Origin of the sequence: Neisseria sp. HMSC065D04, assembly GCF_001815675.1 — a bacterium.
In the GTDB taxonomy this organism is placed as follows: domain Bacteria; phylum Pseudomonadota; class Gammaproteobacteria; order Burkholderiales; family Neisseriaceae; genus Neisseria.
Genome location: NZ_KV821552.1, coordinates 48,985 through 66,721 on the forward strand (window position 1 = coordinate 48,985; position 17,737 = coordinate 66,721).

The 17,737-nt window shown below is 51.2% G+C and carries 17 protein-coding genes, 1 tRNA gene and 1 pseudogene; 13 read left to right on the top strand and 6 right to left on the bottom strand.

Annotation, left to right across the window (positions count from 1 at the left end):
* The 6 genes and pseudogenes from HMPREF3050_RS11750 to HMPREF3050_RS11775 form a co-directional block, all read right to left on the bottom strand.
* Positions 1-512 (bottom strand): annotated as a pseudogene (locus tag HMPREF3050_RS11750) (phenylalanine--tRNA ligase subunit alpha); the annotation flags it as partial.
* A 246-nt stretch (positions 513-758) separates the two neighbouring features.
* On the bottom strand, positions 759-1,118 hold the full coding sequence (rplT, locus tag HMPREF3050_RS11755) for a 50S ribosomal protein L20 (protein ID WP_002214103.1): 360 nt from the start codon (positions 1,116-1,118) through the stop codon (positions 759-761).
* A gap of 12 nt (positions 1,119-1,130) precedes the next feature.
* Positions 1,131-1,328 carry a 50S ribosomal protein L35 gene (gene rpmI / locus HMPREF3050_RS11760; protein ID WP_002232040.1) on the bottom strand — a complete coding sequence of 66 codons (198 nt, stop codon included), beginning with the start codon at positions 1,326-1,328 and terminating at the stop codon, positions 1,131-1,133.
* A gap of 146 nt (positions 1,329-1,474) precedes the next feature.
* Entirely contained in the window at positions 1,475-1,996 is a 522-nt protein-coding gene (gene infC / locus HMPREF3050_RS11765) for a translation initiation factor IF-3 (RefSeq protein ID WP_074895063.1), read from the bottom strand.
* A gap of 17 nt (positions 1,997-2,013) precedes the next feature.
* Positions 2,014-3,927, bottom strand: coding sequence for a threonine--tRNA ligase (gene thrS, locus HMPREF3050_RS11770; RefSeq protein ID WP_070774914.1), 1,914 nt, complete (start codon positions 3,925-3,927; stop codon positions 2,014-2,016).
* Between the two features lie 54 nt (positions 3,928-3,981).
* A tRNA-Val gene (locus tag HMPREF3050_RS11775) sits at positions 3,982-4,058 on the bottom strand.
* Positions 4,059-4,314: 256 nt separating this feature from the next.
* Here HMPREF3050_RS11775 and tgt point away from each other — a divergent pair.
* From tgt to HMPREF3050_RS11840, 13 genes are all read left to right on the top strand, one after another.
* Positions 4,315-5,430 carry a tRNA guanosine(34) transglycosylase Tgt gene (gene tgt / locus HMPREF3050_RS11780; protein WP_070774915.1) on the top strand — a complete coding sequence of 372 codons (1,116 nt, stop codon included), beginning with the start codon at positions 4,315-4,317 and terminating at the stop codon, positions 5,428-5,430.
* Between the two features lie 115 nt (positions 5,431-5,545).
* Positions 5,546-6,445 carry a 50S ribosomal protein L3 N(5)-glutamine methyltransferase gene (prmB, locus tag HMPREF3050_RS11785; RefSeq protein ID WP_070774916.1) on the top strand — a complete coding sequence of 300 codons (900 nt, stop codon included), beginning with the start codon at positions 5,546-5,548 and terminating at the stop codon, positions 6,443-6,445.
* 450 nt (positions 6,446-6,895) lie between these two features.
* The gene (locus HMPREF3050_RS11790) at positions 6,896-7,633 is read left to right on the top strand and encodes a toxin-antitoxin system YwqK family antitoxin (RefSeq protein WP_070774917.1); all 738 of its coding nucleotides are present in this window, start codon (positions 6,896-6,898) and stop codon (positions 7,631-7,633) included.
* 205 nt (positions 7,634-7,838) lie between these two features.
* Positions 7,839-8,369, top strand: coding sequence for a cold-shock protein (locus HMPREF3050_RS11795; protein WP_070774918.1), 531 nt, complete (start codon positions 7,839-7,841; stop codon positions 8,367-8,369).
* 165 nt (positions 8,370-8,534) lie between these two features.
* Positions 8,535-10,253: an arginine--tRNA ligase gene (gene argS / locus HMPREF3050_RS11800; RefSeq protein WP_070774919.1), complete on the top strand. Its 1,719-nt coding sequence runs from the start codon at positions 8,535-8,537 to the stop codon at positions 10,251-10,253.
* Between the two features lie 112 nt (positions 10,254-10,365).
* The gene (locus HMPREF3050_RS11805) at positions 10,366-11,895 is read left to right on the top strand and encodes an ABC transporter permease/substrate-binding protein (protein WP_070774920.1); all 1,530 of its coding nucleotides are present in this window, start codon (positions 10,366-10,368) and stop codon (positions 11,893-11,895) included.
* Positions 11,896-12,023: 128 nt separating this feature from the next.
* Positions 12,024-12,272: a CsbD family protein gene (locus HMPREF3050_RS11810; protein WP_003763541.1), complete on the top strand. Its 249-nt coding sequence runs from the start codon at positions 12,024-12,026 to the stop codon at positions 12,270-12,272.
* 232 nt (positions 12,273-12,504) lie between these two features.
* Complete coding sequence (locus tag HMPREF3050_RS11815) at positions 12,505-13,254, top strand: class I SAM-dependent methyltransferase (protein WP_070774921.1); 750 nt, start codon at positions 12,505-12,507, stop codon at positions 13,252-13,254.
* A 208-nt stretch (positions 13,255-13,462) separates the two neighbouring features.
* A complete protein-coding gene (gene tehA / locus HMPREF3050_RS11820) occupies positions 13,463-14,404 on the top strand; it encodes a dicarboxylate transporter/tellurite-resistance protein TehA (RefSeq protein ID WP_070774922.1) in 942 nt (313 codons plus the stop codon).
* A gap of 79 nt (positions 14,405-14,483) precedes the next feature.
* Positions 14,484-14,927 carry a hypothetical protein gene (locus HMPREF3050_RS11825; protein WP_070774923.1) on the top strand — a complete coding sequence of 148 codons (444 nt, stop codon included), beginning with the start codon at positions 14,484-14,486 and terminating at the stop codon, positions 14,925-14,927.
* A 93-nt stretch (positions 14,928-15,020) separates the two neighbouring features.
* Complete coding sequence (locus HMPREF3050_RS11830) at positions 15,021-15,878, top strand: ABC transporter ATP-binding protein (protein WP_094113404.1); 858 nt, start codon at positions 15,021-15,023, stop codon at positions 15,876-15,878.
* Positions 15,879-16,034: 156 nt separating this feature from the next.
* On the top strand, positions 16,035-17,135 hold the full coding sequence (locus HMPREF3050_RS11835; protein WP_070774924.1) for a conjugal transfer protein: 1,101 nt from the start codon (positions 16,035-16,037) through the stop codon (positions 17,133-17,135).
* 7 nt (positions 17,136-17,142) lie between these two features.
* The gene (locus HMPREF3050_RS11840) at positions 17,143-17,607 is read left to right on the top strand and encodes a low molecular weight protein-tyrosine-phosphatase (RefSeq protein ID WP_070774925.1); all 465 of its coding nucleotides are present in this window, start codon (positions 17,143-17,145) and stop codon (positions 17,605-17,607) included.
* Positions 17,608-17,737: the final 130 nt, after the last annotated feature.

The following is a 17,737-nucleotide window of genomic DNA, read 5'->3' on the forward strand; positions in this document are numbered from 1 at the left end:
GAAGTGTGCGTGCGCAAAACATCGCCGTTTTCAACGTAGAACGTATCCTGCATGGCGCGTGCCGGGTGGTTTGCAGGGATATTCAGTGCTTGGAAGTTGTGGAAATCGTCTTCGATTTCCGGGCCGTCTGCCACTTCAAAACCCATGCCGTGAAAGAGTTCGACCACGCGCTGCAAGGTCAGAGTTACGGGATGAAGACCGCCATTTTCCTGCGCGCGTCCGGGCAGGGTAATATCGAGTGCTTCGGCGGCAAGCTGGGCTTGAAGTTTGGCTTCGTTGAGGGCATCGCGTTTATTGTTAAAGGCCGTCTGAAACTGGTTTTTGCACTCATTGATATGCGCACCTATGGTTTTGCGCTCTTCAGGCGACATTTGACCTAAGGTTTTCAGAAGTCCGGTCAACTCGCCGGTTTTACCAAGATAACGGGCTTTGATTTGTTCTAGAGCGTTGAAGTCTTGCGCGGCTTCTACTGCGGCAATACCTTCTGCAACGATACGGTTTACATTTTCCATAGTGGTTTATCGTCTGTCGGTTGATGATGGGTCGTCTGAAACAATGAGGTCGCCTGTATGGTTTGGTATTGCCAAACTTTTCAGACGACCTTTTATCGTTTACGGCCAATCCGTTTGATAGAATCGGCGTATTTTAGCGCAAATCAATTCAAAAAAATAGGCTTTAAAGAAAGAAAATCAATCACATAGACTTTCTTCAAACAAAGAAAAAAGGAAGCCGTAGCTTCCTTTTCAAATTTTTTTGGATTAAGCAGCCAAAGCAGCTTTGGCTTTCTCAACCAATTGTGCAAAAGCGGCTTTATCGAACACAGCCAGATCAGCCAATACTTTGCGGTCGATTTCGATAGAGGCGCGTTTCAGACCGTTCATGAATTTGCTGTAAGACAGACCGTTTTCACGGGCACCTGCATTGATACGGACAATCCACAATTGACGGAATTGGCGTTTGCGTTGACGACGGTCACGGTATGCGTATTGACCGGCTTTCATTACCGCTTGTTTAGCAACGCGGTATACGTTTTTACGACGACCGCGGTAACCTTTGGCTAACGCGAAGATTTTTTGGTGACGGGCACGAGCGGTTACACCGCGTTTTACGCGTGGCATATTCTAAACTCCTTAAGCGTAGGGTAACATTTTAGCAACAGAAGCCAAATCACGATCGTTTACCATAGAGGTACCGCGCAGTTGGCGTTTGTTTTTAGTGGTCTTTTTAGTCAAGATGTGGCGTTTGAACGCATGAGCGCGTTTTACACCGCCGTTACCCAGTACTTTGAAGCGTTTTTTCGCGCTAGACTTGGTTTTCATTTTAGGCATGGGAAAACTCCATTCGTTATTAGATAAGGCATCAGGGGGTTTTAAAACATGGGTTTCAAACACTTGAACCCAAAATGCCACGGTTTTTGCCGCCAATCAAAAGCTTACTCCGAAGCGGCAATCGGAGTAAGCTGAGAATTATAGCTTTATTTTTTCTTCGGTGCAATCATCATCACCATTTGACGGCCTTCCATTTTAGGGAAGGATTCGATTTGAGCCACTTCCGCCAAATCCTCTTTCACGCGCTCTAAAAGTTGCGCCCCGAGTTGCTGGTGAGCCATTTCACGTCCTCGGAAACGAAGCGTTACTTTGACTTTATCGCCGTCAGCCAAGAAGCGGTTGATGTTACGCATTTTGATTTGATAATCGCCTTCATCGGTACCCGGACGGAATTTAATTTCCTTAATTTGTACCTGCTTCTGGTTTTTCTTGGCTTCGTCGCGTTTCTTGGCTTGTTGGTATTTATATTTACCGTAATCCATCAGTTTGCATACGGGTGGTTTGGCAGTAGGGGAAATCTCTACCAAATCCACATCCTGCTCTTCGGCCATAGCCAAAGCTTCACGAACCGATACGACACCAAGCTGTTCGCCTGACTCACTGATTAAACGCACTTCTTTGGCGGTAATTTCGCCATTGATTCGTGCTTCGCGTTCTTGAGCGATGATGAATACTCCTATAAAAATTAATGGTTGACGAGGGCATCCGCGATTTCTTGTTGCAGTTGTGCAATGAAATCATCCAAATCTAAAGAACCCAAGTCTTCTGCTTTGCGGCGCACGGCCACTTTGTTTTCTTGCTTCTCTTTATCGCCGACAACGATTTGATAAGGGAAGCGGTATTGGCTGTTATCACGGATTTTGTAACCGATTTTTTCGTTACGCAAATCCAGCTCTACACGGAAGCCTGCAGCCTGCAATTTGGCAGCCACTTCACGGCAGTAATCCGCTTGATTTTCGGTGATATTCATAATCACCATTTGAACCGGCGCCAACCACAATGGGAAAGAACCTGCATGGTTTTCAATCAAAATACCGATAAATCGTTCCAAAGAACCCAAAATGGCGCGGTGCAACATTACCGGACGGGCGCGGTCATTATTTTCGGTTACATATTCGGCATCCAAGCGTTCCGGCAACACAAAATCCAGCTGCAGCGTACCACACTGCCAAGAACGTCCCAATGCGTCTTTGACGTGATATTCGATTTTAGGTCCGTAGAACGCACCTTCACCCGGCAATTCGTCCCATTCCACGCCGCAAGCAGTCAATGCTTCGCGCAAACCTTGTTCTGCCTTATCCCATACGTCGTCTGAACCGGCGCGCTTCTCAGGACGTAGTGAAAGTTTGACGGACACATCATGGAAACCGAATTGCTTGTAAATACGAACCAGCAATTCATTGAATGCCCGCGCTTCGCTGACGATTTGATCTTCGGTACAGAAAATATGCGCATCGTCTTGTACAAAACCGCGGACACGCATCAGTCCATGCAGTGCGCCACTCGGCTCGTTGCGATGGCAAGAACCAAATTCTGCCAAACGCATCGGCAAATCGCGGTACGAACGCAGACCGTTATTAAAAATCTGAACATGTCCCGGGCAGTTCATCGGTTTAACCGCATATTCGCGCTTTTCCGAACTGGTTACGAACATATTGTCTTTGTAGTTATCCCAGTGACCGGATTTTTCCCAAAAGGTTTTATCCATGATTTGGGGGGTTTTGACTTCCTTGTAACCGGCGGCATTCAGCTCTTTACGCATATGCTGCTCAATAGTCTGCCACAAAGCCCAACCTTTAGGATGCCAAAACACCATACCCGGTGCTTCGTCTTGCAAGTGGAACAAATCCAGTTGCTTGCCCAATTTGCGGTGGTCGCGTTTTTCTGCTTCTTCAATGCGTTGGATATAGGCTTTTAATTCGTCTTTTGTCGCCCAAGCGGTGCCATAAACACGTTGCAGCATTTCATTATTGCTGTCGCCACGCCAGTATGCACCTGCCAGCTTGGTCAGCTTGAAATTTTTCAGGAAGCGGGTGTTCGGAACGTGCGGACCGCGGCACATATCAACATATTCCTGGTGATGATACATACCCATTGCGTCAACTTCGGGCATATCTTCAATCAGGCGCAGTTTATATTCTTCGCCACGATCTTGGAAAATTTTGATGGTTTCGGCTCGCGGAGTCATGATTTTGATTACATCATAATCCTGAGCAATCAACTCTTTCATGCGCGCTTCGATAGCAGCAACATCTTCAGGCGTAAACGGTTTTTCCGTAGCGATATCGTAATAAAAGCCCTCTTCAATGACGGGGCCGATAACCATTTTTGCATTAGGATAGAGCTGCTTGACTGCGTGACCGACAAGGTGGGCGCAAGAGTGGCGGATGATTTCAACGCCTTCTTGGTCTTTCGGGGTAATGATTTGGACGGTTGAATCTTCGGTAATCGGATCGCACGCATCGACCAATTTGCCGTTTACCTTACCCGCCACCGTCGCCTTCGCCAAACCTGCTCCGATAGACGCGGCAATCTGTGCCACGGTAACGGGCGATTCGTACTGGCGGACTGAGCCGTCCGGCAAGGTAATGTTCAACATCAAAAAAGCTCCAAAACATTAAAAAATAACGGCATAAATGCCGTTTGGGAAATTTGGTAGGCACGATTGGATTCGAACCAACGACCCCCACCATGTCAAGGTGGTGCTCTAACCAACTGAGCTACGTGCCTGTTTAACAGGGTTGGGATTATAGACGATACTTTGACGCGATGGCAAGCATGAAAATGAGGTTTCAGACGACATTGTCGGAACATTGTGATTTTTTTGAAACATTTTCAACAGTGAACATCTCGATACGAATAAGGTCGTCTGAAATATTCAAACACCGCTATTGCGATGAAAATCCTTTATAATCGCATTTTTACCTCAATCGTTTGACTGCACGGCGGCTTCGCAAGCCGTTTTCTACATTTATAGATACAACCTATGCTCAAATTTACCTTACATAAAAAAGACGGTCATGCCCGACGCGGCACGCTGGAACTGAACCACGGCAAAATCGAAACGCCCGTATTTATGCCGGTCGGCACTTACGGCTCGGTTAAGGCGATGAATCCGCAAAACCTGCACGACATCAAGGCACAAATTATTTTGGGCAACACTTACCATTTATGGCTGCGTCCCGGTTTGGAAGTCATCGAACAATTCGGCGGCCTGCACGACTTTATCGGCTGGAACAAACCCATCTTGACCGACTCGGGCGGTTTTCAGGTTTTTTCGCTCTCCGATATGCGCAAACTCACTGAAGAAGGCTGTACCTTCCAAAGCCCGATCAACGGCGACAGACTCTTCCTCTCGCCCGAAATCTCCATGAAAATCCAAACCGTGCTCAATTCCGACATCGTGATGCAGTTGGACGAATGCACACCGGGCGAAGCAACGCACGAGCAGGCACAAAAATCCCTGCAAATGAGCCTGCGTTGGGCAGAACGCAGCAAAGAAGCCTTTGAAGATTTGAAGAACCCGAATGCCCTATTCGGCATCGTGCAAGGCGCGATGTATGAAGATTTGCGCGAAGAATCGCTGCGCGGCTTGGAACAATTCGACTTCCCCGGCCTCGCCATCGGCGGGCTGTCCGTCGGCGAACCCAAACCCGAAATGTACCGCATGTTGCGCGCCGTCGGACCGATGCTGCCCGAACATAAACCGCATTACCTGATGGGCGTCGGCACACCCGAAGACCTCGTTTACGGCGTGGCGCACGGCGTGGACATGTTCGACTGCGTCATGCCCACCCGCAATGCGCGCAACGGCTGGCTGTTCACCCGTTTCGGCGATTTGAAAATCAAAAACGCCAAACACAAGCTAGACAAGCGCCCGATAGACGAAAGCTGCACATGCTACGCCTGCCAAAACTTCAGCCGCGCCTACCTGCACCACCTGCACCGTGCCGGCGAAATCTTGGGCGCACAGCTCAACACCATCCACAACCTGCATTTCTACCAAGTCATCATGGCAGAAATGCGCGAAGCCATCGAGCAAGGAAAATTTGCCGATTGGCAGGCACAATTCCATGAAAACCGCGCCCGCGGGGTGGATTGAGATTAAACCATGCTTATCGAGGTCGTCTGAAAACGTTATATTCAAGCAAACACCGTTTTCAGACGACCTTGCTGTTATAATGCAAACATTAATTTACATTATTTGAGAGTGCGATATGTTTACCCAAGCAGCCCAAGAATTGACCACCGTCCGCGACATCCTGCGTTTCGCCGTCAGCCGTTTCAACGATGCCGGTTTGTTTTTCGGGCATGGCTCGGACAACGCGCACGACGAAGCCTCCTACCTCATCCTGCACACCCTCAACCTGCCGCTGGACACTTTGGAGCCTTACCTTGACGCCAAGCTGCTGCAAAGCGAGAAAGAAGAAGTGTTGGCAGTACTGGAACGCCGTGCAGTCGAACACATCCCCGCTGCCTACCTCACCCATCAGGCATGGCAAGGCGATTTCGATTTTTATGTTGACGAACGCGTCATCGTACCGCGTTCGTTTATTTACGAACTGCTCGGCGACAACCTTACCCCTTGGATAGAACACCCCGAATTGGTTCACCGCGCATTAGATTTGTGTACCGGCAGCGGCTGCCTCGCCATCCAAATGGCACACCACTACCCCGCCGCTGAAATTGACGCCGTCGATTTGAGTTTGGATGCGCTGGAAGTAGCCGCCATCAACATCGAAGATTATGGATTGGAAGAGCGCATCAACCTGATCCACACCGATTTGTTCGAAGGTTTGGAAAGCACATACGACCTGATCGTTTCCAACCCGCCCTATGTCGATGCCGAATCGGTCGATATGCTGCCCGACGAATACCTGCACGAACCCGAACTCGCCTTGGGCAGCGGCGAAGACGGTTTGGACGCCACCCGCCAAATCCTGCTGCACGCAGCCAAATACCTCAATCCCAAAGGCGTATTGCTGGTCGAAATCGGACACAACCGCGACGTATTGGAAGCCGCCTATCCCGAACTGCCGTTTACTTGGCTGGAAACCAGCGGCGGCGACGGATTCGTATTCTTGCTGACCCGCGAGCAATTGTTGGGATTGGAATAATCCCTTGCTGATTTTGATACGGCCGAAAATCTTCTGCATATAGGTTTTCAGCCGTATTTTCATGATTGCGCTCGCCCCAAACCATTATAGTGGATTAAATTTAAATCAGGACAAGGCGGAAAAGCCGCAGACAGTACAGATAGTACGGCAAGGCAACGCCGTCCTGGTTTAAAGTTAATCCACTATATTATTAACGTTGAACATATCCGTTTAATCTGTTTTCAGACGACCTCCCTACACACAAAATCAATATTCCAATCGGAACCATTTCTTATATTTATTGTCTGTATTTCAACAAGCATTCATAAAAATATTATATTTAACCCGCATGACCTGATGGATTATAATGACGAATAACAGCCGGAATATGCTTTATTCAAATATTATCGACTTGACGACTCAACTAAATACCTATTATTTATATCTCCGCCACATCGGAACAATCAGACAATGAACCACTTTTGGACAAACAGCCTGACCGCCTGCATCCTGCTTGGCGCGTCGCTTCAAGCTTCGGCACAAACCCACTCCGTTTATTTCAATCAAAACGGCAAAATTACCGCCACAATGTCATCGGTAGCTTACGTCCGCCAATACACCGTCGAATCCGGCGTAGCGCAAGTGCAGGACTTTTACTATCCGTCCATGAAAAAATATTCCGACCCGTATGAAATACCGGCGGCACAGATTAAAACCTTCGTTCCCGTCCTCAACAACGGTACTTTGACACTCTGGCATTTCAACGGGCAAAAGAAAATGATCGGCAGCTACCGCAACGGCAAGCCGAACGGCGAATGGACCAACTGGTACCCCAACGGTAAAAAATCGGCGGTCATGCCCTATCTGAACGGCTTGAGCGAAGGCATCGGCTCACGCTATTACCGCAACGGCACGAAAGAAAGCGAAATCCAGTTCAAACACGACAAGGCAAACGGCTACTGGAAGCAATGGTATCCCAACGGCAGCCCGAAAACCGAAATGACCATGGTCAACGACAAACCGACCGAAATCATGAGTTGGGACGAAAACGGTCGCGCCCTTTCTGAAATTACCATTACCAACGGCAAACGCAACGGCGTTGTCTTGGAATGGTATGACGACGGAGCCAAAAAGTCCGAAACGGTTTACGCCAACGACCAAATAGTGAAAAAGACAAATTGGGACAAAGAAGGTTACGTTATTGAATAACAGAAAAGGGAAACGATATGTTTCCTTTTTTTGTTTAAAACATCACTCTCCCTATCGAATCATGCCGGCCTGACAGGGGTCGTCTGAAACCTGCCGTTCCCGATGTCATAGAATTTACATTTAAATATCAACCGCTCCCCTTGTTCCTTTACAGATTTCGTTTAAAATACAACCCAAACAACAACTATTCAAATTACATAAAACTATGCGCTATTACGGTACGATTACACGCTGGAATGACAACCGCCAATTTGGAGCCATCCGCGAAGAAAGCATGGGTACAGAAGTGTTCGCCCCGCTTTCCGCCTTTACCACACTGACACGTCCGCCTGCCGAAGGCCAACGCGTCTCATTCGACATCGTCAAAGGCAGACGCGGACGCGACGAAGCCGAAAATATCTGCTTCTCCCTTGACTGTGTCGATGAATTCGACTTTTTCGACACCGAACCCGAACCGTATAAAAAAACCTTTTCCAAGCTCTTGCTGATTATCCCTGTCATCGCCCTGCTTTCCGCCGGCGGATGGTTCGGCTGGGATTACTGGCAGAAATACCAGCAACAGGCGCAAGCGGCAGCGGCAGCGCCGCCGAAAACGATGGTGGAAGAAGTTGCAGCCAAAATAAAAGCCGAACGCGAAGAGTGGTTGGATGCGGTAAACAACCGCAAAACTCAAAAACAAACAAAACCCGACAACGGCAAAGCCGCCCGCAACAGCTCCTCCAAAGAAGCAAAATAATGGCTGCGTAGCAATCAAAACCGAGCAGAACCAACTTCATGCAAAAGGTCGTCTGAAAACCCAAATCCAAGGTTTTCAGACGACCTTTCACCTTAGCTCTGTTTCAACACCCCAAATTCTTTTAAAATACCGCCTGATTTGAATTTAACCGAGAGACCGAACTTCATGAACCTACATCAAACCGTCGAACGCGAAGCCGCCGCCGCCTTTGCCGCCGCAGGCATCGCCGACAGCCCCGTTGTTTTGCAGCCGACCAAAAACGCCGAACACGGCGATTTCCAAATCAACGGCGTGATGGGAGCGGCGAAAAAAGCCAAACAAAATCCGCGCGAATTGGCGCAAAAGGTTGCCGAAGCATTGGCGGGCAATGACGTGATTGAAAGCGCGGAAGTGGCCGGCCCCGGCTTCATCAACCTGCGCCTTCGCCCCGAATTTCTCGCCCAGAACATTCATGCGGCGTTGAACGACGCACGTTTCGGCATAGCGAAAACCGACAAACCGCAAACCGTCGTTATCGACTATTCCTCGCCCAATCTGGCAAAAGAGATGCACGTCGGCCATCTGCGTTCCAGCATCATCGGCGACAGCATTTCGCGCGTGTTGGAATTTATGGGCAACACCGTCATCCGCCAAAACCACGTCGGCGACTGGGGTACGCAGTTCGGCATGTTGGTCGCTTATTTGGTTGAGCAGCAAAAAGACAATGCCGCGTTCGAGCTGGCGGATTTGGAGCAGTTTTACCGCGCCGCCAAAGTGCGCTTTGACGAAGACCCTGCCTTTGCCGACACCGCGCGCGAATACGTTGTGAAGCTGCAAGGCGGAGATGAAACCGTGTTGGCGTTATGGAAACAGTTTGTCGATATTTCGCTCTCGCATGCCCAAGCCGTTTACGACACGCTGGGCTTGAAGCTGCGCCCCGAAGACGTGGCGGGCGAATCAAAATACAACGACGATTTGCAGCCCGTGGTCGATGATTTGGTTCAAAAAGGTCTGGCAGTCGAAGACGACGGCGCGAAAGTCGTGTTCTTGGACGAGTTTAAAAACAAAGAAGGCGAACCCGCCGCATTTATCGTGCAAAAACAAGGCGGCGGCTTCCTTTACGCCTCCACCGATTTGGCGTGCCTGCGCTACCGCATAGGCCGTCTGAAAGCCGACCGCCTGCTCTACGTCGTCGACCACCGCCAAGCCCTGCACTTCGAACAACTTTTCACCACTTCCCGCAAAGCAGGCTATCTGCCGGAAGATGTAAAAGCCGAGTTTATCGGCTTCGGCACCATGATGGGCAAAGACGGCAAACCATTCAAAACGCGCAGCGGCGACACCGTAAAACTGGTTGACCTGCTGACCGAAGCCGTCGAGCGCGCCACCGCTTTGGTGAAAGAGAAAAATCCCGAATTGGGTGCGGACGAAGCCGCTAAAATCGGCAAAACCGTCGGCATCGGCGCAGTCAAATACGCCGATTTGAGCAAAAACCGCACCAGCGATTATGTGTTCGACTGGGACGCCATGCTCTCGTTTGAAGGCAACACCGCCCCCTACCTGCAATACGCCTACACCCGCGTGCAAAGCGTATTCCGCAAAGTCGGCGAATGGGATGCAACCGCGCCCACCGTTTTGACCGAACCGCTGGAAAAACAGCTTGCCGCCGAGCTTCTGAAATTCGAAGACGTGCTGCAAAGCGTGGCGGACACGGCGTATCCGCACTACCTCGCCGCCTACCTCTACCAAACCGCCACCCTGTTCAGCCGCTTCTACGAAGCCTGTCCGATACTCAAAGCCGAAGGCGCAACCCGCAACAGCCGCCTGCAACTGGCGAAGCTCACCGGCGACACGCTGAAACAAGGCTTGGATTTGCTGGGCATTGACGTGTTGGATGTGATGTAAGGCATTTTCCATAAGCAAAGGTCGTCTGAAAACGGATTTTCAGACGACCTTTTTCTCTTCTTTGCCCCTTAGGCTATACTGTCGGAAATATTTTCAATTCCGACAATTCTTTATGCCCGATTTCCTCCCTGTCCCGCCCGCCGAACTGTGGCAGGCGACGCTTGAACACCTCCGCCTCTCCCTGATTGCCCTGCTTTGCGCCGTTGCGCTGGCCGTGCCGCTCGCCGTGTGGCTGGCGGACAAACGGCGTTGGGCGGAAGGCGTTTTGCAGGTAACCAATATCCTGCAAACTATCCCGTCCCTCGCGCTGCTCGGCTTGCTGATTCCCTTCGTCGGCATCGGTTCTCCGCCGGTTTTGATTGCGCTGACGCTCTACGCCCTGTTGCCGATTTTTCAAAACACCTATCTCGGTTTGAGCCAAATCGATCCCGCCATCAAAGAAGCGCACACCGCGTTCGGCTTATCCCGTTGGCAGGCGTTGTGGCGCATTGAATTGCCGATGGCGCTGCCCGCCATGATTTCCGGCATCCGCACCGCGTCCGTATTGATTATCGGCACGGCAACACTCGCCGCGCTTATCGGCGCGGGTGGCTTGGGCAACCTGATTTTGCTCGGCATCGACCGAAACAACATGGCGATGACGTTTACCGGCGCGTTGCTGTCCGCCCTGCTTGCCGTACTGGTCAGCGGCGGCATCGGCATACTGCAAAAGTCGAAACACAAAATGCCAATTACCGCCGTCCTACTTGCCATCCTTATCGCCATCGGACTTGCACCGATTTTTCAAGCGAACTCATCCGCACAAAAAATCACCATCGCAGGCAAGCTCGGCAGCGAACCCGACATCCTCATCAATATGTACAAACAGTTGATTGAAGAAAATAATCCGCGCACGCAGGTGGCGCTCAAACCCAATTTCGGCAAAACTTCATTCTTGTTCAACGCCTTAAACAGCGGCGAAATCGACATCTACCCCGAATTTACCGGTACCGTCCTTGAAAGTCTGGTCAAAGTCCCTGCCGAACAGCAAAACCGCCGCCTTTCGCCCGAACAGACCTACCAAGCTGCCAAAGATCTGCTTGCCCGACAACACCGGCTGACCTTTCTGCCGCCAATGGCATACCAAAACACCTACGCCCTCGCCGTCAGCCAGGACTACGCCGCCGCGCACAATCTGCACAAAATATCCGACCTCAAACGCGTGCAAAACCAAATCCGCGCCGGCTTTACCCTCGAATTTACCGACCGCGCCGACGGCTACAAAGGTTTGCAACAACACGGCATACAGTTTCGCCACCTCTCTACGCTCGAACCCGCCCTGCGCTACACCGCCCTGCTAAACGGCAAAATCGACCTCGTCGAAGCCTATTCCACCGACAGCGACCTCAAACAATACCGCCTCGCCGTCCTTTCAGACGACATCGCCCTTTTCCCCTCCTACCAAGGCGCGCCGCTGATGAAAACCGAGTTTGCCGAACAGCATCCCGACGTCGTGAACGCATTGAACAAACTGGCAGGCAAAATCAGCGAAGCCGAAATGACTGAAATGAACTACCGCGTGAAAGTGGGCGGAGAAAAACCGGCGGACGTAGCGCGGGATTATTTGCAGAAAAACGGTTTGATAAACGATAAGGGCAAATAATTCAGGTCGTCTGAAAAACGGTTTTCATTTTGTTGAAACAGATTTTCAGACGACCCCTCAAGTTGCAATAAGCTGTTGATTAGACTATAGTGGGTCCTCGATCAATATAAACATCAAGGAAATGAATCATGAGCGGCAAATTAGACCAAATCAGCGGTAATGTAAAAGAAAAAGCCGGAGAACTGTTAAACGACTCCAAACTCCAAGCAGAAGGCGTAATCCAACAAGGCATCGGCAAAGTCAAAGAAGTTGCCGCCGACATTGAGGAAAAAGCAAGCGACGTATTGAAAAAAGGCAAAGAAGAAGCAGGACATTTGGTTGACGAGGCAAAAGAAAAAGCCGAAAACCTGATTGACGACATCAAAAGCAAGTTCTAATCCCCTCTTGTCTTAAACTATGTCAAAAGGCCGTTTGAAACACGATTTTAGACGGCCTTTATTTCAATCAACATAACAACGGCGCAGCCACCCTAAAATCGCCTGTTCCGCATTCAATCAAGCTTCAGACGACACCGCCGGATAAATTAGATAGATGAATCTAATGCTTTAACGATTTTACCGAATCCCGACTCGAGATACGCATCGCTCAACCCTCAACAGGAGAAGCACCATGCCTTCCGCCAAGCTCATCCAAAAACTCAAACCCGCCCTGCAAAACCCGCTTCAGCCCGAACAAGACGACATCCTGTTGTGCCTCGACTCCGACAACGTCACGGGCGACAACGCCAAATACATGAACATGTACAACCGCCTCGCCCGTTGGTACGATTTCGGCGAACGCTGGATAGCACGCCTCAGATACGGCAACAGCATCAACAAAATGCGGCGCAGCCTGATGGATGAACTGGAATGGCGGCAGGACTGCACCGCGCTCTATGTCTCCATCGGCACAGGTGTCGATTTAAACCACCTGCCCGCCAACATCGACCTCTCCGCGCTGGACTTGACCGGCGCCGACCTGTCGCTCGGCATGTTGGCACGCTGCCGCAACGTATGGCGGAAAAAAGCGGCGGGCTTGGACTTGGTACACTGCAACGCCGAAGATTTACCCTTTGCCGACAATATGTTCGACGTCGTATTCCATGTGGGCGGCATCAATTTTTTCAGCGACAAGCAAAAAGCCATCAACGAAATGCTGCGTGTTGCCAAGCCCGGCACCAAAATCATGATCGCAGACGAAACCACCGATTTCATCCAACAACAATACAAAAAAAGCCTATTCACGCGGAGCTATTTCCAAGACACCGATTTCGATCTGACACAAATTGAAAACTGCATTCCCGAAACCGTTCAGGAAAAGAAAACGCGGCTGCTGTGGAGCAACCGCTTTTACTGCATCACCTTCCGCAAACCTGTTTGAAATATTTTTCAGACGACCTCGAAATCTGAAAAGGTCGTCTGAAAACCACATTTATAAACTCAAACATCCGAATATCAATGCCCAATACGGCTCATGCTGAAATCCGATACTCCGGACAGATTTGGCGTCTTTATTATGATTCAACCCAAGCTGCATTTACCGATTTGAATCGGCTATACTACCGCCTTTCCTTAAAACACACATTGTCATGAGTACCCGAAAATTTCCCGTCCCCCTCAGCTATTTCAGCATGCCGTTGGGGCTTTTCGCGCTCGGTTTGTCTTGGCGTTACGGCGCGCGTATCGGGCTTTTGCCGCATTGGGCTGCGGAAACGCTGTTAGCCGCCGCCTTCGTGCTTTGGCTGCTGCTGGTCATTGCCTACATCATCAAAATCCGTTTTTTCTGCCCCGAATTTTTGCAGGATTTGCAGGATTTGGTGCAATGCTGTTTCATCAGCGCGATTCCGATTACCACGATGCTGGCAGGTTTGGCAGCCTTACCCTACCAAACGCTACCGGCAAAAGGGTTGATTTTGCTGGGAACGGCGGGGCAGTTGGCATTTGCCATGTACCGCGCAGGCGGCTTGTGGCGCGGCGTCCATACCCTTGATGCCACCACGCCGATTGTTTACCTGCCCACCGTTGCCACCAATTTTGTCAGCGCGACCGCAATGGCGGCATTGGGTTTGCCCGATTACGCTTGGCTGTTTTTGGGCGCGGGACTGTTTTCATGGCTTAGCTTGGAAGCCGCCATATTGAGCCGTTTGCGCACCGGCACACCCGTCAACGCCCCTGTGCGCGGTATTGTCGGCATTCAGCTTGCGCCCGCTTTTGTCGGCTGCGGCGCCTATTTTGCTGCATCAGGCGGACACATCGATACCTTCTCGCTGCTTCTAATCGGCTACGGCTGCCTGCAATTCCTGTTGCTGCTGCGCCTTCTGCCTTGGATGCTGGAGCAAGGATTCAGCCCCAGCTTTTGGGGTTTCTCGTTCGGTTTGGCGGCAATGACGGGCTGCGGTTTCCATTTGATTGCCGAACAGCGTTTACTGTTTTTAGGCTATTTCCTCGCCACCACAGGCTCCGGCTTGGTGATGCTGCTGTTGCTGGCGACTTTGAATTTGGCGAGACAAGGACGGTTGTTGGTGAAATGAAAAATCTTGCGGCTTAAAGGCGTTATAAAACGGACATGGTTTCAGGTCGTCTGAAAACTATATTTGGAAATTCAAACCGATGAAGATAAACCCTGAAAACGGCAGCATCATCCTGCCGGACGGCAACATTATTGGCGCACGCACCACGCTTGATGACTGGATTGCATGCTTCCCAAAATCCAGCCCGAATCATCTGCAAGCGGGAATAACATTTTTCAGTTTGTCATTTACCAAACAGTCCGAACAATACACCCTTACCGCTCGATTCGAGCAGCAGCGGCTGGAGCGCTTATCCATATTCTTCTGCCCGATAGGCGAGGACAATAGCTGGGCAGCATGGTCGGAGGAGCGCGAATTGCAACGCAGAAAACAGTTTGATCGATGGCTGGATAAACAGCTGGGCGATTCCCCTTGTTCCATTAAAGCATCGTCATCCGGCAAATGCCGTCAATTTGCCTGGGGCAATGCGGGCGCGTATTACCACAACAAAGACGGCAGTACGATGATTGTCATCAGTTATTGAATATGAATGCCTAATCCGCCGCCGTTTCAGACGACCTGCCAAAGTTTTTGGAACGCGAGCCGCGCCGTTTTGTCGAAGTTGCAAAGGATATTTATGATGCAGCCTGAACATACTCCCTTAATCGAATTCAAAAACGTCAGCAAACGCTACGACAACCACACCGCCGTGAACGAACTGAATCTGACCATTTATCAAGGCGAGTTTTTCGTGTTGGTGGGCGGTTCGGGCAGTGGCAAATCCACTACGCTGCGTATGATTAACGCGCTGACCGAGCCGACCGACGGCGATGTTTATTTCAACGGCAGGCGTATCAAAGATTACGACATCCGCGGGCTGCGCCACCGCATCGGCTATGTGCTGCAACAAATCGCCCTGTTCCCCACTATGACCGTGCGGCAGAATATCGAACTGATGCCCGACATTTTGGGCTGGGACAAACCGAAACGCACATCGCGCGTGAACGAACTGCTCGAGCTGGTCGGCATGCCGCCCGAAACCTACCTAAACCGCTATCCGCACGAACTCTCCGGCGGCGAACAGCAACGCATCGGCATCCTGCGCGCCATCGCCGCCAAACCCGACATCTTGTTGATGGACGAACCCTTTTCCGCCCTCGACCCGCTCGCCCGCGCTTCCCTTCAGGAAACGGTTTCCCTGATACACAAAAAACTCGGCACCACCATCGTTTTCGTTACCCACGACATGAGCGAAGCCGCCAAGCTCGCCTGCCGCATCGGCGTGATGCACCAAGGCAGGCTGGTGCAGGTCGATACGCCGCAGGATATTCAAAACCATCCGGCGGATGATTATGTGCGCTCTCTGTTCGGCGCGGCGCAGCCGGAAAACACCACCTCCGCCGACGAAGTCATCAACCTTTACCGCCGTTTGGACGCGGACGGTAAAGCGCGAGTAAGGGAACACTGGGCAAAAGAAGAAAACAAAAAAGATTAGAAAAAGGGTCGTCTGAAAACGTCAAAATGGTTTGAGGCAGCTTGCGATATTTGTTTGAACGCTGCCGAAGCGTCGTTTTCAGACGACCTTTTCCCAATCCGTATCCTGATATTGTTATAATCCGAGCTGTCCGGACAACCACCGATTTATATCCATATGAACACCTTCATCCTACCCGACACACGCCCTTATCCGCAGACTCCGGTTAAAAACCATTTACTGATAAACGCCTCCCTGCTCGCACACGGCACGACCGCTGCAACTCGCAAGATTGCTGTGGGACAGTTGCAAACCGAAATCCGCAGCCAGCTCCATCAAAACTACTACGTCAACTTGTCTGTCGCCATGACCATGGCACCCGATGTAGAGACCTACAACGCGCTGATGCAAAGCATCAACCAAGTGTTGTCCGCCGAAAACGACGACGAAGCCCAATGGTTTGCCCTGCCCGTCGTCATCGTCGTCGGCTGCAAACAAGAGCGCACGCTGCCCCTGACGCTGCCTACCGAAGCACTGACCGCCTGCCTGTCCAACTATCCCCACTTGCGCGCCTTAACGCAAAACACCCAATGGCTGCCCTTCCTCGCCCATTCAGACGACCTAAGCGGCATCACGCCCGAACAGTGGTGGAACGCGAAACAAAACAGCGAATCCGCCGCTGCGTTCCTGCAAACCTTTGAAGACAAACCGCTGATCTGCCCCGAAGGACAGTCTGTCCACGTCGTGTACGCCTTGGGCTACGGCGACAAAAACCTGCAAACCGCCTTGGGTGTCAACCTGCAACAGGCAGGCCTGCCGCTGATGCAGGTTTGGCAGGAAAGCCTTGCCGCCGCCGGCGTTACCCTCTTCACCAATCCGCTGTCTCCGAACACCCCGCTCCAAGCCCTGACCGACGGCAGCCACACCCGTCAGCGCATGGCGATGGACGTGTTCGCCACCAACGCCATCCGCGCCATCCGTATGCAGAGTCCGCGCGTCGGCGTCGTCATTGCCGCAAGGGCGGGCGGGCAGATTCTGTTCGGTTTCAACGCGACCGACAGCGCGTTTGAAGTCGTCCCGCAAGTGTTCGTGTGGAACCTTTCATCTTCCGACAACATCGCCGTCATCCAACACAACTTCCTCGACCTGATGGCGGAATGCCGCGTCGAGCATATCCGCATCCTGCACGACGTTTTGCCGGAAAATGCCGACCTGCCGACCTACGCGCAGTCCCTGTCCCTGGACGGACACAACCCATTCTTCTCCGAACACGCCTAAACCGCCTATGAAAAACCATTCCGTACTCTTCGTCTGCCTCGGCAACATTTGCCGCTCCCCCATGGCGGAATACGTCCTGCGCCACCGCGCCCGCGAAGCAGGCGTATCCCACCGCATCCGCACCGACAGCGCAGGCACATCCGGCTGGCACGACGGCGAAAACATGCACCAAGGCACGCGCAAAACCCTCGCCGCCCACGGCATCGACCATCAAGGTTTTACCAGCAGCAAAGTGCGTTCCGAAGATTTTGATGAATTCGACTTCATCATCGCCATGGACGACAACAACCTTGCTGAACTGGAAAAAATGTTCGGCAAACACCCCGACAAAATCTTCAAACTCACCGACCTCATCCCCGAAAGCGGCTACCGCCACGTCCCCGACCCGTGGTACACCGGCGACTTTGACGAAACCTTCAGGCTTGTGGACGCAGGCAGCGTCGCGCTGCTGAAAAAGCTGGGCTTGGTTTGAATCGGTTGACACAACATTTAAAGTTGAACGCAATGCAGTAAAAAAGGTCGTCTGAAACCTCAAATTTGGGTTTCAGACGACCTTTTTCCCTATCTTTATAGTGGATTAAATTTATAGTCAATTAAAATCA